The sequence below is a fragment of the Ensifer sp. ENS06 genome, assembly GCF_014852205.1.
In the GTDB taxonomy this organism is placed as follows: Bacteria; Pseudomonadota; Alphaproteobacteria; order Rhizobiales; family Rhizobiaceae; genus Ensifer; species Ensifer adhaerens.
In genome coordinates this window covers 1-15,642 of record NZ_JACVBC010000029.1, presented here as the reverse complement: position 1 = coordinate 15,642, position 15,642 = coordinate 1, and the positions used below count along the sequence as shown (strand labels likewise).

Genomic DNA, 15,642 nt, shown 5'->3' with positions numbered 1-15,642 from the left:
GTCCGGTCGGGGGCTTGCCTCAGCGCCAGCGGAGATGTCGAGTGTCGCATGTCTAAATGGCTGGCGACGCGCCCAAAGTGACATTTCTACTTTGCGCCAACGTGGACAGTTCAACTTGGCTGCCACAGAACTTGTAGCCGGGTACATTCTAATTTGAAGTGCGACAGTTGGGCCAGTTAGAGATGCGACAGTCTCGCCTCTCGACTCACTGGTCAAAGCCGTGCCCCTTCGACGCGCCGGCCGAGCGCGACCATGTACCTACCTGCGCGGAGCATTCCGGCGCGCCTTAGTTGGTGCGCGACTGACGACGAGAAGCGAGCCCCCGGCTTCGCCCCTCAAACCAAGACTCGACGTTCGCGCGGGACTTCGACCGGAAGCACCTGCCTCCTGGTTGCCATGGATGTTGCAAGATCGCCACCAAGTACCCAAGCGCAACCAGGTGAGAGCGACGATCCGCCTGCTCTAGTGCCAATCCAGGCAGACATTCGTGATCTTCTCCCGTTCGATCCGCAAGCGCAGCGCACCGATCCGAGCGGCTAGCTCTTCCGAGAAGAATTCATGGGTTTCGACCAGGATCAAGTCGATCTGACGCTCGAGGCGTTCCGCGAGTAGGGCTTCGAGGACTTCAGCCTCGTAACCTTCAATGTCGAGTTTGAGGATGCGCACGCGCTCCGGCAAACCACGAATGTATTCAGCCAGGTTGGCGATCTCCACCTGAGCAACGGGTGCCGTCGTGTGAACGTCGCGACGCATCAAGGAGGAGGCAATCGTCTCCTTGATGTTGCCATCGGCAAGCGCCTCGGTCTGATAGAATGGCGCAAAGCCGGCGGCGGCCCCGACAGCCTTCTGCTCGATGACCAGTCGCGGCTCGTTCGGGAAGCGCGCTTTGAGGACCGCAAGTGCAGTCGGGTCCGGCTCAAACGCGATTACCTTCATTCCCTTGGCCAGGAAATAGCCGCTGACGTCACCCACGTTGGCGCCGCAATCAAGCACCAGTGCACCCCTTGGCAGTCTGCGCACGGCCGTTCGCATTTTCAGCAGGGCACCCTTGAAGGCATCTCCCTGCTTGCTCCTGCGCTTTCGATAGAGATGCCGGCGCAACCACGAAACCCAGTAGGCTTCCTTCTCAAACATCAATAACCAATCCCAATACCGCGATTGCAGTCTGCTGGACGCAGGCTCACGGACCGCCGAAAATCACGGCGGCCGGATAACACACGTAACCGTTGTGTACAAACGAGCGTTTTTATGGCGGTCGTGCTGATGACACACGTTGAGCAAGGGATCCGAAGTATCTAGATTACCGGCGTCGGCGTCCCGGCCTCGCGCGCGCCGCGGCGGGGCAAGGGAGGGAGCGCTGCTGGCGGCGTTTATCGAGCGTTCTTTGAAGCTCTGGCTGCGGACAGGAGAGCGGTGGTATCGCGAACCACCAGCGGTCCGTCGACTTTTATTGTCATCGGCCGCATGTGTTTTCCGTGGATCGCCATGTCGATCAGAAGTTCGGCCGCCTTCTGGCCCATTTCATAGTTCGGCAGCACGAGGGTCGAGAGCGGCGGATGGGTGTAGCGCGCCAGTTCCTGGTCGTCATAGCCCATCACCGAGAGATCGGTGGGCACCCGCAAGCCCATTTCCTGGGCCGCCTCCATGACGCCGATCGCCATCAGGTCATTGCCGCAGAAAATGGCTGTCGGCGGGTTGGGCATGGAGAGCAGGTCCAGCCCGGCCTCGTAGCCGCGGAGCGGCAGCCAGTCGCCATCGCGCACAAGCGTTTCGTCGAAGGCGATGTCGGCTGAGGCAAGCGCCTGCTTGTAGCCTTTTAGCCTATCCATGGCGGCGTCCATCCAGCACTCGCCGTTGATGAAGCCGATGCGCTTGTGGCCGAGCGCCGTCAGATGCGCTGTGGCGGCGAAACCGCCGGCGACCTCCCCCGGCACGATCGCCACATGCTGGCGCGGCTCGCAGTAACAATTGAGAAGCACGGTCGGCAGCGGCGCCAACGCCCCGGGAACGGCAACCTTGCGGGTGAAGATCGTCGCGTAAATGACGCCGGCGATGGAGGGGTCGCGCAGGACCGACCGCAGAACCGCTTCCTCGAGTTCCGGGTTCGATCGGGTGACATGCGCCGAGACCAGCATGCCTTGCTCGAAAGCATAATCGCGAATGCCGTCGAGGCTGACGACCGGGTGCGGGCTGGTGGAGATTTCATCGACGATGAAGGCGATTGTGTCCTTCTCTACCGCCGGCGCCGCTGCAACCGGACCTCGGGTCGCTGGCAGTTTATAACCGATTTTATGAGCAGCCTCGCGCACCTTCTGCTGCGTTTCGGGCGAGATGCGCGAGCCCGACATCTCGTTGAGCACCAGGGAAACGCTTGACTGGGAAACGCCGGCTATCCTGGCGACATCCGTCATGGTTGGGCGTCCTTCCCCCTTTTTCTCCAGATTTCGCCCGTTTCCCTTGGCCATGTGTGCTCCCCTACCCTACAGCACCGCGCGTCTAGGAGACGTGCAAAGGTCGCTGTAGCACTTTGAATTTCTGCATGTTTTTCCCCTTCAATCGGAGACGACTAAAGGAAACATGCAGTTGAGCGTGCATTGCACCGCACGCGGGCTTTTGCAAGTGCTCATAAATTTTGGCCTTGACTGCTAATATTATTAGCGCAAGATTTGGAGATGTGAAGCGCAAAAACGCTCACGTCCGGTAGAGGAGCACCGGCCAATCTGGGAGGAGAACCCGATTATGACCACGATTTCCCGTCGTACCTTCATGCTGGCGGCAACGGCCGTCGGCGCGCTCGCCCTTGCGGGTGTCGCGATCGCCGAAGTGCCGAAGCTCGAGCAGAAGGACAAATACAAGGTCGGCTTCGCGCAGACCGAATCCAACAATCCCTGGCGCATCGCCCAGACGAACAGCATGAAGGCCGAAGCGGAAAAGCTCGGCTTCCAGCTCGTCTATACGGATGCCGCCGGTTCCGCCGCCAAGCAGGTCGCCGACGTCAACTCGATGATCGCTCAAGGCGTCGATGTGATCTTTCTCGCGCCGCGCGAAGAAAAGCCGCTGATCCCCGCCGTCATGGCCGCGAAAAAGGCGGGTATTCCAGTGATCCTGCTCGATCGCTCGGTCGATCCGTCGTTGGCCAAGGCCGGCGAGGATTATCTAACCTTCATCGGCTCGAACTTCGTCGAAGAAGGCAAGCGCGTTGCCGAATGGCTGGCAAAGAACGCCAACGGCAAGTCGAAGATCATCGAACTCGAAGGCACGACCGGGTCCTCGCCCGCCAACGACCGCAAGAAGGGCTTTGACGAGGCGATCAAGGCGGCCGGCGGTTTCGAGATCGTCGCCTCGCAGACCGGCGATTTCGCCCGTGACAAAGGCCGCCAGGTGGCAGAAGCCCTGCTCCAGGCCCATCCTGATGCGGACGTGATCTACGCCCACAACGACGAAATGGCGATCGGCGCGATCGCGGCACTCGAAGCGGCCGGCAAGGTGCCGGGCAAGGACGTCCTGGTGCTGTCGATCGACGGCGGCAAGGAAGCCGTGCAGGCGGTTGTCGACGGCAAGATCGCAGCAGTCGTCGAGTGCAACCCGCGCTTCGGGCCGAAGGCGTTTGAGACGATGATGCGCTACGCCAAGGGCGAAAAGATCGACCCGATGATCATCAACGACGACAAGTTCTACGACGCCTCCAACGCGGCCGCCGAACTCGCCAACGCCTATTGATCCAATCTCCCGAGCCTCCACGGCCGGGACGGCGCAACCGTCTCGGCCGTCTTTTTGACGGCAGCATGACCTTCAGCCCGTTCAAGTGTAGGCTGATGACGCCCACCCCCAAATGGGGCGGCGGATGGCGAAGATAGGGAGGAGACCCATGCTTCTGTCCATGCAGGGCATTTCCAAAGCGTTCGCCGGCGTGCCGGCACTGAAATCCGCCTCGCTCGAGGTCGAACCGGCGGAGGTCATGGCGCTTGTCGGCCAGAACGGCGCCGGCAAGTCGACGCTCATCAAGATCCTGACCGGCGTCTATCGCCGGGACGAAGGCAGCATCGCCTACGACGGTCGGGATGTCGATTTCTCGATGCCGGCTGAGGCGCAGGCCGCCGGGATCGCGACGATCTACCAGGAAATCAATCTCGCCCCGCAGCGCTCCGTGGCGGAGAACATCTACCTCTCCCGCGAGCCGAAGCGGTTCGGCATGATCGATTATTCCGCCATGCGGCGCGGGGCCGAAGCGGTGCTCAAAACCTTCAACCTGACGATCGACGTCGACCGTCCCGTCGCGCATTTCGATGCGGCGACACGGCAGATGGTGGCGATCGCCCGCGCGGTGACGCAGAGCGCCCGGCTCGTCATCATGGACGAACCGACCTCCTCGCTCGACGAGCGCGAGGTCGCCATCCTCTTCGATACGATCCGCACGCTGAAACGCTCCGGCGTCGCCGTCATCTTCATCGGCCACCGGCTCGACGAACTCTATGAGATCTGCGACCGCGTGACGATCATGCGCGATGGTCAGACGGTCGCCAAAAGCCCGATGGCGGACATGCCGAAAATGGCGCTGGTGCGCCACATGCTCGGCAAGGAGCTTGCCGCCTTTCAGGCCATGGCACCGGAGAAGGACGCGCCGGTGCGGCCCGTCCGCCTCGAACTCGACAAGGCGGGCGCCGGCGTGCGCGTGCGCGACGTCAGCCTTGCTGTGCGAGAGGGCGAGATCTCCGGCCTTGCCGGACTGCTCGGCTCCGGCCGCACCGAAACGGCGCGCTTGATCTTCGGCGCCGATAGGATGGAGCGCGGCACGATCCGCATGGAGGGACAGGGACGCAGCTATCGCGAACCGGCGGATGCGATCGCTGATGGGATCGGCCTCGTGTCCGAGGACCGGAAGATCGATGGCATCGTGCCCGACATGAGCATCCGCGAAAACATGACGCTCGCCTTGCTGCCAAAGCTGAAGAAAGCCGGTATCGTCGACCGCGCGCGCCAGGATGAGATCGTCAGCCGCTACATCCGGGCGCTTGGCGTCAAATGTGCCTCCCCCGATCAGCCGATCAAGGAGCTTTCCGGCGGCAACCAACAGAAGGTGCTGCTCGCCCGCTGGCTTGCCACAGACCCGCGGGTCCTCATCGTAGATGAGCCGACGCGCGGCATCGACATCGGCGCCAAATCGGAAATCCTCAAACTCCTGCGCAGTCTCGCCGACGAGGGTTTGAGCGTGCTGATGATTTCGTCTGAACTCGAAGAACTGCTTGCCGCCGCCGACCGCGTGACGGTCCTGAGCGACGGTACTTCCGTCGCGACGCTGTCGCGCAAGGACTTGAGCGAGACGGCGCTGCTTGCCGCCATGGCCCACCAGGAAGTCCACCAGGAAGAATGACATGACGACGATCGAGACCCCTGCCCCGCAGCCGTCGGGAACCCTTTCGTCCGGAAACAGGCTTTTGACGCTCGCCAGCCGCTACGGCACCTTCGTCGCCTTCCTGGCGCTGATCCTCTTCAACGTCGCCGTCACGCCGAACTTCCTGTCCTTGCAGACGTTGAACGTGAACCTCACCCAGGTTGCGACAATCGTCATCGTCGCGACCGGAATGACGCTCGTTATTGCCACCGGCGGCATCGACCTCTCCGTCGGTTCGTTGATGGCAATTGCCGGTGCACTGGCGCCGATGATCTTCATGGGCCAGTTCTGGCCGGTGGAAAACATGGCGCTCGCGGTGGCTCTTGCCTTCCTCTTGCCGATCGCCGCCGCTGCCCTCTTCGGCCTCTTCAACGGTTTCCTCGTCACCCGCTTTTCGATCCAGCCGATCATCGCCACGCTTGTGCTGTTCATCGCCGGCCGTGGCATCGCCCAGGTGATGACCAACGGCAACCTGCAGGTCTTCAAGAATGAAGGCTTCCAGTTCATCGCACTCGGTCGCATCGCCGGCGTTCCGGCCCAGGTCCTGCTGATGATCGTCATCGTCGCAGCGGCTTTCGCGATGATCCGCTACACCGTCATCGGCCGACAGATCATCGCCGTCGGTGGCAACGAGAAGGCCGCCCGCCTGACCGGCATACCGGTGAAACGGGTCAAGCTCTTCGTCTACATGATAAGCGGCGCGCTTGCCGGTGTGGCCGGTCTCATCGTCGTTGCCCGCAACTCTGCAAGCGATGCCAACCTTGTCGGCCTCGGCATGGAGCTCGATGCGATCGCCGCGGTTGCTGTCGGCGGGACGCTACTGACGGGCGGACGGGCCAATATCGTCGGCACGGTACTCGGCGCGCTCGTGATCCAGCTGGTGCGTTACACGCTGCTTGCCAATGGCGTTCCGGATGCGGCAGCGCTCATCGTCAAGGCCGGGCTGATTGTCACCGCCGTCTTCATCCAGCAGCGCGCCAGCAAACATTAGAGGCAACCACGATGCAACCGATCCTCCGCCTCTTCCTGGTCAAGAACTCCGGCGACCTTGCCCGGCTCGGCGTCATCCTGGCGCTTGCCGGTCTCATCCTCTTCGGGGCGCTGCGCTATGAAAACTTCCTGTCGCCCTATAACATCCTGAGCTTCCTGCGCTACAACTCGATGTTCGCGCTGATCGCGCTCGGCATGGCCTTTGTCATCATCACCGGCGGCATCGACCTGTCGGTCGGCGGCACGGCGGCGATGGCAAGCGTGGTGGCAGCCCTGTTATCCCCCTATCATTGGGCGGCGGGGCTTGCGGGCGGCATGGCGGCAGGCCTTGCCGTCGGCGCGCTCAATGGCTTCATCATTACGAAGATGCGGATCCAGCCCTTCATCGCCACACTCGCGACGATGCTCGCCGCCTATGGCACCGGCCTTTTGTTAGCGGACAACCAGTCTGTCTCCGTCTCCTATGACACCGGTTTCACGGTGATCGGGCAGGACGATTTCCTGGGGTTCCCCATTCCCGCCTGGATCGCGCTTGCGGCCTATGTGTTCGGCTGGCTCGTGCTGCAAAAGCTCCCGATCGGACGGCATATCCTGGCGATCGGTGACGGCGAGGCGACGGCTGGCCTGATGGGCCTGAAGGTGGAGCGCGCGCTTGCCGGCGTCTATCTCGCCTCGGGCACGCTCGCCGGTCTTGCCGGCGTCATCCTCGCCTCCCAGTTCGGCGCGGGGCAACCGACGGAAGGCGTGGGCTGGGAACTCTTCGCGATCGCTTCCGTCGTCGTCGGCGGTACGCTGTTAACCGGCGGCTCCGGCTCAGTTGGTGCGACGCTTGCCGGCGCGTTGCTGCTTGCCATGGTCTTCAACATCTTGAACTTCGAAAACGGCCTCGGCTGGATCTCGCTTTCCGCCTACTGGCAGTCCGTCATTCGCGGCGCCTTCCTGCTCGTCGTGGTGGTGCTTCAGGCAAAGCTGATGGCACGGCATCGCAGCGCTTAGACTCTCCGCCGCGAATGGGGCGCGAAATCCACAGGACGAAACGGGGAAACCTACCCCTGGATTAGCCCTCGTGAAGCAGGAACAATGCGTGACTGTAAAGGACGCAGGCGCGCCAATCGGTCACGTATCGCAGCGATAAGCAGACAGCAAAAAAGGCCGGAGCGCGCTGGCTCCGGCCTTCTTTTCTTTTTCGCTCTCAAGGCTTCTGCCAGTACATCCATGGTCAAAAGGCGAAAGCGATACGCAATTGCCGGCATCAACTTCCATTGCGCTCGACAATAACGTTTATGACACTTTTATACTTCGCCACGGCTGTTGGAGCAAGCTGTCCATTCGGGCTAGTCTCGACGAGCAGTACGTCTTTTTGAAGCGAGCCGGCTGTTCTCCGACCGAGGAAGAGATCACTTTATCTGCCAGCATCATCGCGGTTTCCGCTTCCGGCGCCGAGCGGCGAAAATGAATGTCGGCATCCCGCTTGGCCAATCGTCTTCAGGACAGGCAAACCGTGGAGGATAAGATGACGATCACGATTACCGCCTTTGAAAAATCGCCCGATCGCGGCCGAGGTCTCGCACGCGACATGCGCGTTCGCTGGGCGCTCGAAGAAGTGGGGCAGCCCTACGAGGTTCGCCTCGTTACCTTCAAGACGATGAAGGAACCTGCGCACATCGCGCTTCAGCCGTTCGGGCAGATCCCTACCTATCAGGACGGCGACCTTGCCCTGTTCGAAACCGGTGCCATCGTGTTTCATGTCGCGGAGCGTCATGCCGGCCTGCTTCCAAGTGACGCCGATGCCCGCGCACGGGCGATCACTTGGATGTTTGCCTCGCTTAACACCGTGGAGCCGCCGATCCTCGAGCGTGAAGCGACCACCTACGTGGAGCGGGAAAAGGACTGGTATCAGGAGCGCCTGCTGATGCTCGAAGATCGTCTCCGAGTTCGGCTCGCCCAATTGTCCAGGCGGCTCGCGGAGGCCGACTGGCTCGATGGCGCCTTCAGTGCCGGCGACCTGCTGATGGTGACGGTGCTGCGCAGGCTGGAAAACTCAGGCTTGCTCGACGCGTATCCCAACCTCTCCGCCTACGTCGCGCGCGGCAAGGCGCGGCCGGCCTACAAGCGCGCCTTCGATGCGCAGCTTGCGGTCTTCACATCCGCCTCATCCGCCTGAGGGTAGCGTGATCCCGGAACGTCGGGCTATCCGTGTCCCGGCTGATCGTCGACCGCAGTCGGTCGTTCGCCCCTGGTGATCTGCAGCCCCTGGCGAACCAGGCGGGAAGCGACCCGCATGAAATCTTCCATGTACAGATAGATGACCGGGGTCACGAAGAGGGTCACAAGCTGCGACACCAGCAGGCCGCCGACGACGGCGACCCCAAGCGGCTGACGCAGTTCTGCGCTGGCGCCGCTGCCGATCGCGATCGGCAGCGTACTCATGATCGCAGCAACCGAGGTCATCATGATGGGGCGGAAGCGCATGACACAAGCCTTATGGATGGCCTCGGCGGCCGGCGAACCGGCGCGCTGCAGCGTCAGCGCAACGTCGATCATCATGATGGCGTTCTTCTTGACGATACCGATCAGCATTAGCACGCCGACAATAGCGATGATCGAGAGGTCGAAACCGCCGAAATGGATGGCAAGCAACGCCCCGGATATGGCTGACGGCAGACCGGAAAGCACGGTCAATGGATGGATCAAGCTTTCATAGAGAATACCTAGCACGAGGTAGATCGTGACGATCGCCGCCAGCACCAGCAGACCCTGGTTGGCGGCGGCGTCTTCGAACAACTGCGTGGTGCCGTAATTGCGGGTCGTCACCTCAGACGGCATGCCGACTTCTGCCTTGAGGCGGTCGATCTCCGCAAGGGCGTCACCGAGGGCGACCTTGGCCGGCAGGTTGAAGGAAAGCGTGACCGCTGGCAGCTGGCCGAGCTGGTTGATGGTGAGCGGTCCGGATACGGTCTCGACCCGGGCGAAGGCCCCGAGCGGAACAAGGCCGCCATTGGCACTGCCGACACGCAGTTCGTCGAACTTGTCGGCTGACCATTGCATCGAGGGATCGAGTTCCAGGATCACTTCGTAGCTGTCGCCCGCCGTGTAGATCGTCGAGATCTGCTCGGTACCGAAACTGCCATAGAGCGTGGTGCGCAGTTCGCTCGCGTTGACCCCGAGCGTTGCCGCCTTGTCGAGGTCGACCACGAGGCGTGTTTGTGGAGCGTTGATCTGAAGGTCGCTGTTGACGTCGGTAAAGAAGGTCCGATCCGCGCTCATCGCATCATGGAGCTTCTGCGCCCATTCGTTCATCAACGGCTGATCGAGGCTCTGGAGCACCAGCTGGTACTGGCTGGCCGACGCGCGCGATCCGACCGAGAGGTTCTGGACCGGCGACATGAAGGCCTGGATACCGGGGATCGCCGCCAGCTTCCGGCGCAAATCCGCAAGGACGGTTTCAAGAGGCGGACGCTCGGTCTTGGGCTTTAGCTCGACGAAAAGCCGACCGGAGTTGAGAGCGCTCGACGCGCCGCCCGAGCCGATCGTGCTTGCCACATGGGCCACGTAGGGCGAACTGGCAAACACCGCCTCCACATTGGACTGGAGCTTCGACATGGCGGCGAAGGAAATGTCCTGGCGTGCTTGGGTCGTAACCTGCAACTGGCCGATGTCCTCCTGCGGGAAGAACCCCTTCGGGATCGTGGCGATCTGGTAGCCCGTGATCACGACGGTAAACAGGAAAAGCAGAAACACCAGCGCGCGCGCCTTCATGCAGAGCGATAGCAGCCGATCATAGGCGCGCAGCAGCCCGTCGAAGCCTCGCTCGAAGGCAAGATCCAGCCGCTGGAGCCAGCGCGCCTTCTCTTCACGGTCTGTCCTTGCTGGAAGCCGGGCCGCCAGCATCGGCGTCAGGGTGAGCGAAACGAAGGCGGAGGCGAGGATGGCAACGGTGACGACGATCGCAAATTCGTTGAGAATGCGGCCGATCACGCCGCCCATCAGCAAGACGGGAATGAAGACCGCGACGAGCGAAAGCGAAATCGCGATGATCGTAAAGCCGATCTCACGCGAACCGATGAGCGCCGCCGAGAAGGCATCGATGCCGTCCTCTTCCATGTGCCGCACGATATTTTCCAGCATGACGATGGCGTCATCCACCACCAGCCCGACGGAAAGCGTGAGCGCCATCAGCGAGATATTGTCGATCGAAAAGCCAAGTGGATACATCGCCGCGAAGGTGGCGATGATCGAGATCGGAACGGCAAGCGCCGGAATAAGCGTCGCCCAGAGGCGGCGAACGAAGGCGAAGATGACGAGGATCACGAGGCCGACGGTGAGGATCAGGGTGAACTGGACGTCGTGCACCGCCCCGCGGATCGACTTGGACCGGTCGCTGAGCGTTTCGATCGAGGCTGCGGCCGGAAGCGACTGGCGAAGCGACGGCAGAAGCGCCTGCACCCGGTCGACGACTTCAACAGTATTTGCATCCGGCTGCCGCTGGATGGCCAGGATGATCGCCCGCGAACCGTCGTGCCAGCTTGCCGTCTGGTTGTTGGCAACGGAATCGATCACCGTCGCGACGTCACCGAGCCGCACGGGCTTGCCGTCGACGCTTTTGACGATGATATCCGCGAAACTGGCGGCATTCATGCGCTGCGTGTTCGCAACGATCGCCGCCTGACGATCGCTGGTCTGCGCGGTGCCGAGAGGCGAATTGTCGTTCGCCGCCGCAACCGCCGTCCTCAACTGGTCGACGGAAATGCCGCGCGCGGCAAGCGCGTCAGGATGCATCTGAATGCGCACGGCATATTGCTGGCTGCCGAAGATGGACACTTCCGCCACCCCGTCGAGCACCGAAAGCGTCGGCGAAATCACCTGCTGCGCGATGGCGTCGAGGGTGGTGAGCGGCACGGTGCTGCTCTTCAGCGCCAGGAGCAAAACCGGTGCATCCGCCGGGTTGACCTTCCGGTAACTTGGCGGCGCCGGCATGTCCTGTGGCAGCAGCCTGAGCGTCCTGGTGATGGCTGCCTGCACGTCGGCGGCGGCGGCATCGATGTTGCGCCCGAGCACGAACTCGATTGAAATCGAGGTCGAGCCGAGTGCATTCGTCGTCGAGATCGTGTCGATCCCGGCGATGGTGGCGAACTGCTTGATCAGTGGAATGGCGACCGACGTCGACATGGTCTCGGGCGAGGCGCCGGGCAACGAGGCAGAAACGTTGATGACCGGGAAATCCGTTCGCGGAAGCGCGGCTATCGGCAGGACGAGATAGCTGAAAACGCCTGCCAGGATGAGCGCGACCGATAACAATATGGTCGCGATCGGGCGGCGGATACTGAACTCGGACAGCGGCATTTCACGCACTCCCGAATGATGGCAAATCCTAATCCGCGGTCAGATCGGCCGCGCCTGCAGCGACAACGACATCACCCGACTTCAGCCGCGCCTGTCCTTCGATGATGACCCGGTCACCGGCGGCAAGGCCCGTGCCGATGGCGGCCTCCTTGCCGTCGTCGGCCAGCACGGACACGGCGCGGGTCTCGACCGTGTTGTCATCCTTCACATCAAAGACGAACGGGCCGTCCTGCCCGGGCTGGACCGCAACGCTCGGGATAACAGGCGCCTGATGCAGTTGCGCCTGATCGATATCGACATCCACGAACTGGCCCGGCCAGAGCTTCTGAGCGGTATTGGGGAAGGTCGCGCGCATGGCGATGGTGCCGGATGCGGTATCGACGGCAGAATCGATGAAATCGAGTACGCCTTCGCCGATCACTGTTTGCGTGCCGCTCGACCTGGCACGAACCGGTGGAGGCGTCCCGCGATCAATCAGATCCTTGAACGTCTGCAAGCGCTCTTCCGGCAGGCGGAACGTAACGTCGATCGGGTCGATCGCCGTGATCGTCACCAGATTGTTCGATGTCGCGCCCGATTGGCCGACAAGATCTCCGAGCGCGGCCTGCACGGCGCCCAGGCGTCCACCGATCGGCGCGGTGATCTCGGTCAGGCTCAGCGCGACCTGATCGGCATCCACGGTGGCGCGATCGGCATCCAGGGTCCCCTGCGCCGCCTGCTGAAGCGAGAGAGCGGTGTCATAGCTTTGCTGGGTGCCGGTCTTGTCGTCGCGCAAGGTTTTGGCACGCTCGAGTTCCGTGTTGGCGTCGGCAAGCTGCGCGGTATCCTTGGCGACGATCGCCTGGTCACGGGCAAGCCCGGCCTTTATCGTGCGGTCGTCGAGCGTGAACAGCAGGTCGCCCGCCTTGACCATCTGCCCGTCCTTGATGTGGATGGCCGTGATCTGGCTCGCAATGCGCGCGCCCACTTCCACGGTATCGGGGGCCTGCACGTTGCCCAGGGCATGGACGACAACGGGAACATCTTTAAGCGTCACTGTCGCCGTCTGCACGGACACGGCGCCACGCTTGGTACTGACGGCCGCGTTGGCTGGCAATTTCGCTTCGCTCGGCACGGGCTTGCGCGCCACCACGAACCCGACGGCCGCGATTGCGAGAAGAACGACGGCGATACGACACGTGACACTTGATCGGCTGAGCATCGGCGCCTCCGCAGACCTTGCTGTCGGCACGCGGCGATAGGTGGTGCCGACTATCGGAAGCTGGGCCTAAATGTGGCCGCTTCAATGGCGCAACACCCTGAAAAACAATTAAAAATTGTTCATCTTCGGGTGTCGTTCATCAGGTTTTGACGGCCATCGCTTCAGTGGTGACGGTTCCTCCGTCCGTCAGGCATCGGCCGGCGCGCGCTCGACTTCGTCGGCAAGCGCCTGAAACAATTCGCGAAACCCAACCTCACGTTCGCCCGGCTCGTTGAGACGATCGAGGAAGGCGGCCTGCTCGGTGTAGTTGAGGCGCGTTCCCTCGCCGTCGGCGGAAAATTCGAGGGTTCCGAGAGAAGCCGAAATCGGCCTTCCCGCCACGGTCATCGTGTAGGAGAAGACGATGCGCTTATTCGCAACGATCTCAAGATAGATCGTGTCGTTGCACATGACCGGGCCGTTTCCGAAGCGGAAGCGGCTGTGCTCGCGGCCGCCGACCTCGAAAGACGAGGTGAATTCGTCGACCGTCCACCCCTCCCCTTCGATGAACCAGCGTCGTTTGGTGGCGGGATCCGCAAAGGCATGGAAAACGGTCGCCGGTGTTGCGGCGTAGCTGCGGCAAATGACGAAGGTGGCGTGGCCGGCAGATCTTTCATTCATGCGCTTGGGTCTCGCCGCTGGTTGCTTCATCCACCGCCCGCTGCTGGGCGGCGATCTTTTCGTTCTGGTGCGTGGTGTTCTGGGCGACAACGATCCTCCAGGCGCCATCGTGGCGTCGAAGAATATAGAGCGGCCGCCCCTCGTCCTCGCCCGGCCGGCGGTTGCCTTCGGCATCGACAGGAATTTGCCGCACGTTCACCGCGACGACATCCGCATGCAGGAAGGTGATGCGCTCGACGTCGTAGAGCGCCTGAAAATCGCGAAACAGGTTCGGGAGTACGGCGGCGGTGAAGGCATGGATTGCCGGCGCGCCGACGATTTGGCGCCCGAATGCGGTTGTCCACACGGCCTGTGGCGCCAGCAACGAGACGAAACCGTCGACGTCCCGGAGCCATTGGGTCTCTTCGACCCGGGCGACGAGCGCGAGAACGGCACTGACATCGCGGGCATCAGGTGACGATACGCCACGAGCTTGGCCGATTGCGGGAATGGGGCGCATGCGCGGCATCACGGCGTGCTCCCAACGGTGCGGTACCCGACCGCTAGAGCCTGGGCGACAGATCCGGAAACGTGGGTGCGAAATACCGGATCCACGCCAGGCCCTAGCAGCAGGAAAGCCTCGTCCGGCGGCCGGCCGGCGATAGAAGCTTCATCGACGTTGCACGGGACGGAAGAGGCGAAGATACGGACGGTGATGCGATCACAGTCGCATGCCTCCCGCGTGTCGGAGGTGTGATTGATGATCGGCCGTTCCATTGCCTGCTCCCTTAACCCGTGGGCGGAGCATTGCCCAATTCAAATGATCAATGTAATTGCTCAAATATCGATCACTTTGATCGGGATGGCCGATCATGCTGGATGCCTTGACGCTCGACCAGTTGCGCGTATTCGTCGCCGTCGTCGACCACGGTTCGTTCCGGGCGGCAGCGCGCGCGCTCGGGCGTGCCCAATCCGGCCTCAGCAGCGCCATCCTGAACCTCGAAACGGAACTGCGCCTGCCGCTGTTCGACCGCTCCCAGCACCGCCCCGAATTGACGAAGGCCGGAGCGACCTTGCTTGCAGAAGCCAGGACCTTGCTGATAAAGGCCGACGCGCTACGGGCCAAGGCGAACGGCTTCAATCAGGGCATGGAATCGGCGCTGCGCGTGGCGCTCGACCCGCTGCTTCCTCTGCCGGATATCGCACGGGTCATCAGCGATTTTACCCGCGCCCATCCCGGCGTGCGGGTGGAGCTTGTGACGGCGCCGATGACGATGGCGTTGAGCCTGGTGCTCGACGGCGACTGCGACCTCGGCCTGACGGCGGCACAGGAAACGGACGCACATATCGCCAGCGAGGCGGTCGCAGCCTTTCCGGGCATGGTTCCGGTATGCGCCGGCGGTCATCCCCTCGCCGCACCCCGCGACGGAACCGTTGGCCTGACGACGGTCGACCTTGCCGACCATCTGCAGATCGTCGTTGCGGATCCTGCAGCCGATGCGCAGGCGGTGAGCTACGCAGTCTTCTCGCAGCAAACGCTGAGGGTCAGCGACCTTGCGACCAAACACGCCCTCATTCTTGCCGGGGCCGGGTGGGGTCATCTGCCGCTATGGCTGGTCGCGGCAGATCTTGGCGAAGGGCGGCTCTGCGAAGTGCCACTCGCGGCCCGCAACGGTCTCCCCGGCCCGCTTCTCCCCCTCTACACGATCCGCCGGATCGATCGGGTCCGCGGACCCGCAATGGAAAGCCTGTGCAGGCTCATGATTGCCCACTTCGGCGGTCAGCCGCAGGCCACATCGGCGCTCCCCTGATCGGGCCAGCAATACGCAGACGAGTTCGAGAAGGCAGCCAGGGGGTTGACGTCTGCGAGCGGAGCGTCTTCAGTTTGCCCCGAATAGGCTTGCCGCCTTGCAACGGGGCGGCCACGTCCCCATCTCCAGATCTCAAGGCCGCCTGGCCAGGCGACCTGTTCCCCATTGACCTGATCCTACGGCATCGCGCTCAAAGCGGCGAACTTCATTCAGTAAAGGGTTTCCCATGGCTCACTATCCAGACATCCTGCTTCATATCGACGGCG

General features: G+C 62.5%; 13 protein-coding genes. 6 read left to right on the top strand and 7 right to left on the bottom strand.

Translation table 11 applies throughout. The annotated features are described in order from the left end of the window. Positions 1-462 precede the first annotated feature (462 nt). Entirely contained in the window at positions 463-1,134 is a 672-nt protein-coding gene (locus IB279_RS36650; protein WP_192341236.1) for an FkbM family methyltransferase, read from the bottom strand. A gap of 236 nt (positions 1,135-1,370) precedes the next feature. Beyond that, the gene (locus IB279_RS36645; RefSeq protein ID WP_192341234.1) at positions 1,371-2,465 is read right to left on the bottom strand and encodes a LacI family DNA-binding transcriptional regulator; all 1,095 of its coding nucleotides are present in this window, start codon (positions 2,463-2,465) and stop codon (positions 1,371-1,373) included. 274 nt (positions 2,466-2,739) lie between these two features. Between IB279_RS36645 and IB279_RS36640 the strand changes: the two genes are divergently transcribed. From IB279_RS36640 to IB279_RS36620, 5 genes are all read left to right on the top strand, one after another. After that, positions 2,740-3,720 carry an ABC transporter substrate-binding protein gene (locus tag IB279_RS36640; protein ID WP_034803383.1) on the top strand — a complete coding sequence of 327 codons (981 nt, stop codon included), beginning with the start codon at positions 2,740-2,742 and terminating at the stop codon, positions 3,718-3,720. 148 nt (positions 3,721-3,868) lie between these two features. Further along, positions 3,869-5,371, top strand: a complete 1,503-nt coding sequence (locus IB279_RS36635) for a sugar ABC transporter ATP-binding protein (protein ID WP_112773347.1) — start codon at positions 3,869-3,871, stop codon at positions 5,369-5,371. Between the two features lies 1 nt (position 5,372). Beyond that, positions 5,373-6,383 carry an ABC transporter permease gene (locus IB279_RS36630; RefSeq protein ID WP_034803379.1) on the top strand — a complete coding sequence of 337 codons (1,011 nt, stop codon included), beginning with the start codon at positions 5,373-5,375 and terminating at the stop codon, positions 6,381-6,383. 11 nt (positions 6,384-6,394) lie between these two features. Next, positions 6,395-7,378 (top strand): ABC transporter permease, encoded by a 984-nt coding sequence (locus IB279_RS36625; RefSeq protein ID WP_060609909.1) that lies wholly within the window; start codon positions 6,395-6,397, stop codon positions 7,376-7,378. Between the two features lie 517 nt (positions 7,379-7,895). After that, positions 7,896-8,546 (top strand): glutathione S-transferase family protein, encoded by a 651-nt coding sequence (locus IB279_RS36620; RefSeq protein ID WP_113189622.1) that lies wholly within the window; start codon positions 7,896-7,898, stop codon positions 8,544-8,546. A gap of 26 nt (positions 8,547-8,572) precedes the next feature. Here the strand turns inward: IB279_RS36620 and IB279_RS36615 are convergent, their stop codons facing one another. From IB279_RS36615 to IB279_RS36595, 5 genes are all read right to left on the bottom strand, one after another. After that, positions 8,573-11,725 (bottom strand): efflux RND transporter permease subunit, encoded by a 3,153-nt coding sequence (locus tag IB279_RS36615; protein ID WP_060609933.1) that lies wholly within the window; start codon positions 11,723-11,725, stop codon positions 8,573-8,575. Positions 11,726-11,753: 28 nt separating this feature from the next. Continuing rightward, positions 11,754-12,857, bottom strand: coding sequence for an efflux RND transporter periplasmic adaptor subunit (locus IB279_RS36610; protein WP_309142337.1), 1,104 nt, complete (start codon positions 12,855-12,857; stop codon positions 11,754-11,756). Between the two features lie 255 nt (positions 12,858-13,112). Continuing rightward, positions 13,113-13,586 carry an SRPBCC family protein gene (locus IB279_RS36605; RefSeq protein ID WP_060609914.1) on the bottom strand — a complete coding sequence of 158 codons (474 nt, stop codon included), beginning with the start codon at positions 13,584-13,586 and terminating at the stop codon, positions 13,113-13,115. Beyond that, positions 13,579-14,094, bottom strand: a complete 516-nt coding sequence (locus IB279_RS36600) for an SgcJ/EcaC family oxidoreductase (RefSeq protein ID WP_060580694.1) — start codon at positions 14,092-14,094, stop codon at positions 13,579-13,581. The genes IB279_RS36605 and IB279_RS36600 overlap by 8 nt, the downstream gene beginning before the upstream one ends. Beyond that, positions 14,094-14,342, bottom strand: a complete 249-nt coding sequence (locus tag IB279_RS36595; RefSeq protein ID WP_060529873.1) for a hypothetical protein — start codon at positions 14,340-14,342, stop codon at positions 14,094-14,096. Before IB279_RS36595 ends, IB279_RS36600 begins: the two co-directional genes overlap by 1 nt. A gap of 95 nt (positions 14,343-14,437) precedes the next feature. Between IB279_RS36595 and IB279_RS36590 the strand changes: the two genes are divergently transcribed. Then, positions 14,438-15,376 carry a LysR family transcriptional regulator gene (locus IB279_RS36590; protein WP_060521191.1) on the top strand — a complete coding sequence of 313 codons (939 nt, stop codon included), beginning with the start codon at positions 14,438-14,440 and terminating at the stop codon, positions 15,374-15,376. Positions 15,377-15,642 lie beyond the last annotated feature (266 nt).

Bases quoted from the DNA above. Each gene is read 5' to 3' on its own strand.
- IB279_RS36650 (WP_192341236.1), bottom strand. From the start codon at position 1,134: ATGTTTGAGAAGGAAGCCTACTGGGTTTCGTGGTTGCGCCGGCATCTC.
- IB279_RS36645 (WP_192341234.1), bottom strand. From the start codon at position 2,465: ATGGCCAAGGGAAACGGGCGAAATCTGGAGAAAAAGGGGGAAGGACGC.
- IB279_RS36640 (WP_034803383.1), top strand. From the start codon at position 2,740: ATGACCACGATTTCCCGTCGTACCTTCATGCTGGCGGCAACGGCCGTC.
- IB279_RS36635 (WP_112773347.1), top strand. From the start codon at position 3,869: ATGCTTCTGTCCATGCAGGGCATTTCCAAAGCGTTCGCCGGCGTGCCG.
- IB279_RS36630 (WP_034803379.1), top strand. From the start codon at position 5,373: ATGACGACGATCGAGACCCCTGCCCCGCAGCCGTCGGGAACCCTTTCG.
- IB279_RS36625 (WP_060609909.1), top strand. From the start codon at position 6,395: ATGCAACCGATCCTCCGCCTCTTCCTGGTCAAGAACTCCGGCGACCTT.
- IB279_RS36620 (WP_113189622.1), top strand. From the start codon at position 7,896: ATGACGATCACGATTACCGCCTTTGAAAAATCGCCCGATCGCGGCCGA.
- IB279_RS36615 (WP_060609933.1), bottom strand. From the start codon at position 11,725: ATGCCGCTGTCCGAGTTCAGTATCCGCCGCCCGATCGCGACCATATTG.
- IB279_RS36605 (WP_060609914.1), bottom strand. From the start codon at position 13,586: ATGAATGAAAGATCTGCCGGCCACGCCACCTTCGTCATTTGCCGCAGC.
- IB279_RS36600 (WP_060580694.1), bottom strand. From the start codon at position 14,094: ATGCCGCGCATGCGCCCCATTCCCGCAATCGGCCAAGCTCGTGGCGTA.
- IB279_RS36595 (WP_060529873.1), bottom strand. From the start codon at position 14,342: ATGGAACGGCCGATCATCAATCACACCTCCGACACGCGGGAGGCATGC.
- IB279_RS36590 (WP_060521191.1), top strand. From the start codon at position 14,438: ATGCTGGATGCCTTGACGCTCGACCAGTTGCGCGTATTCGTCGCCGTC.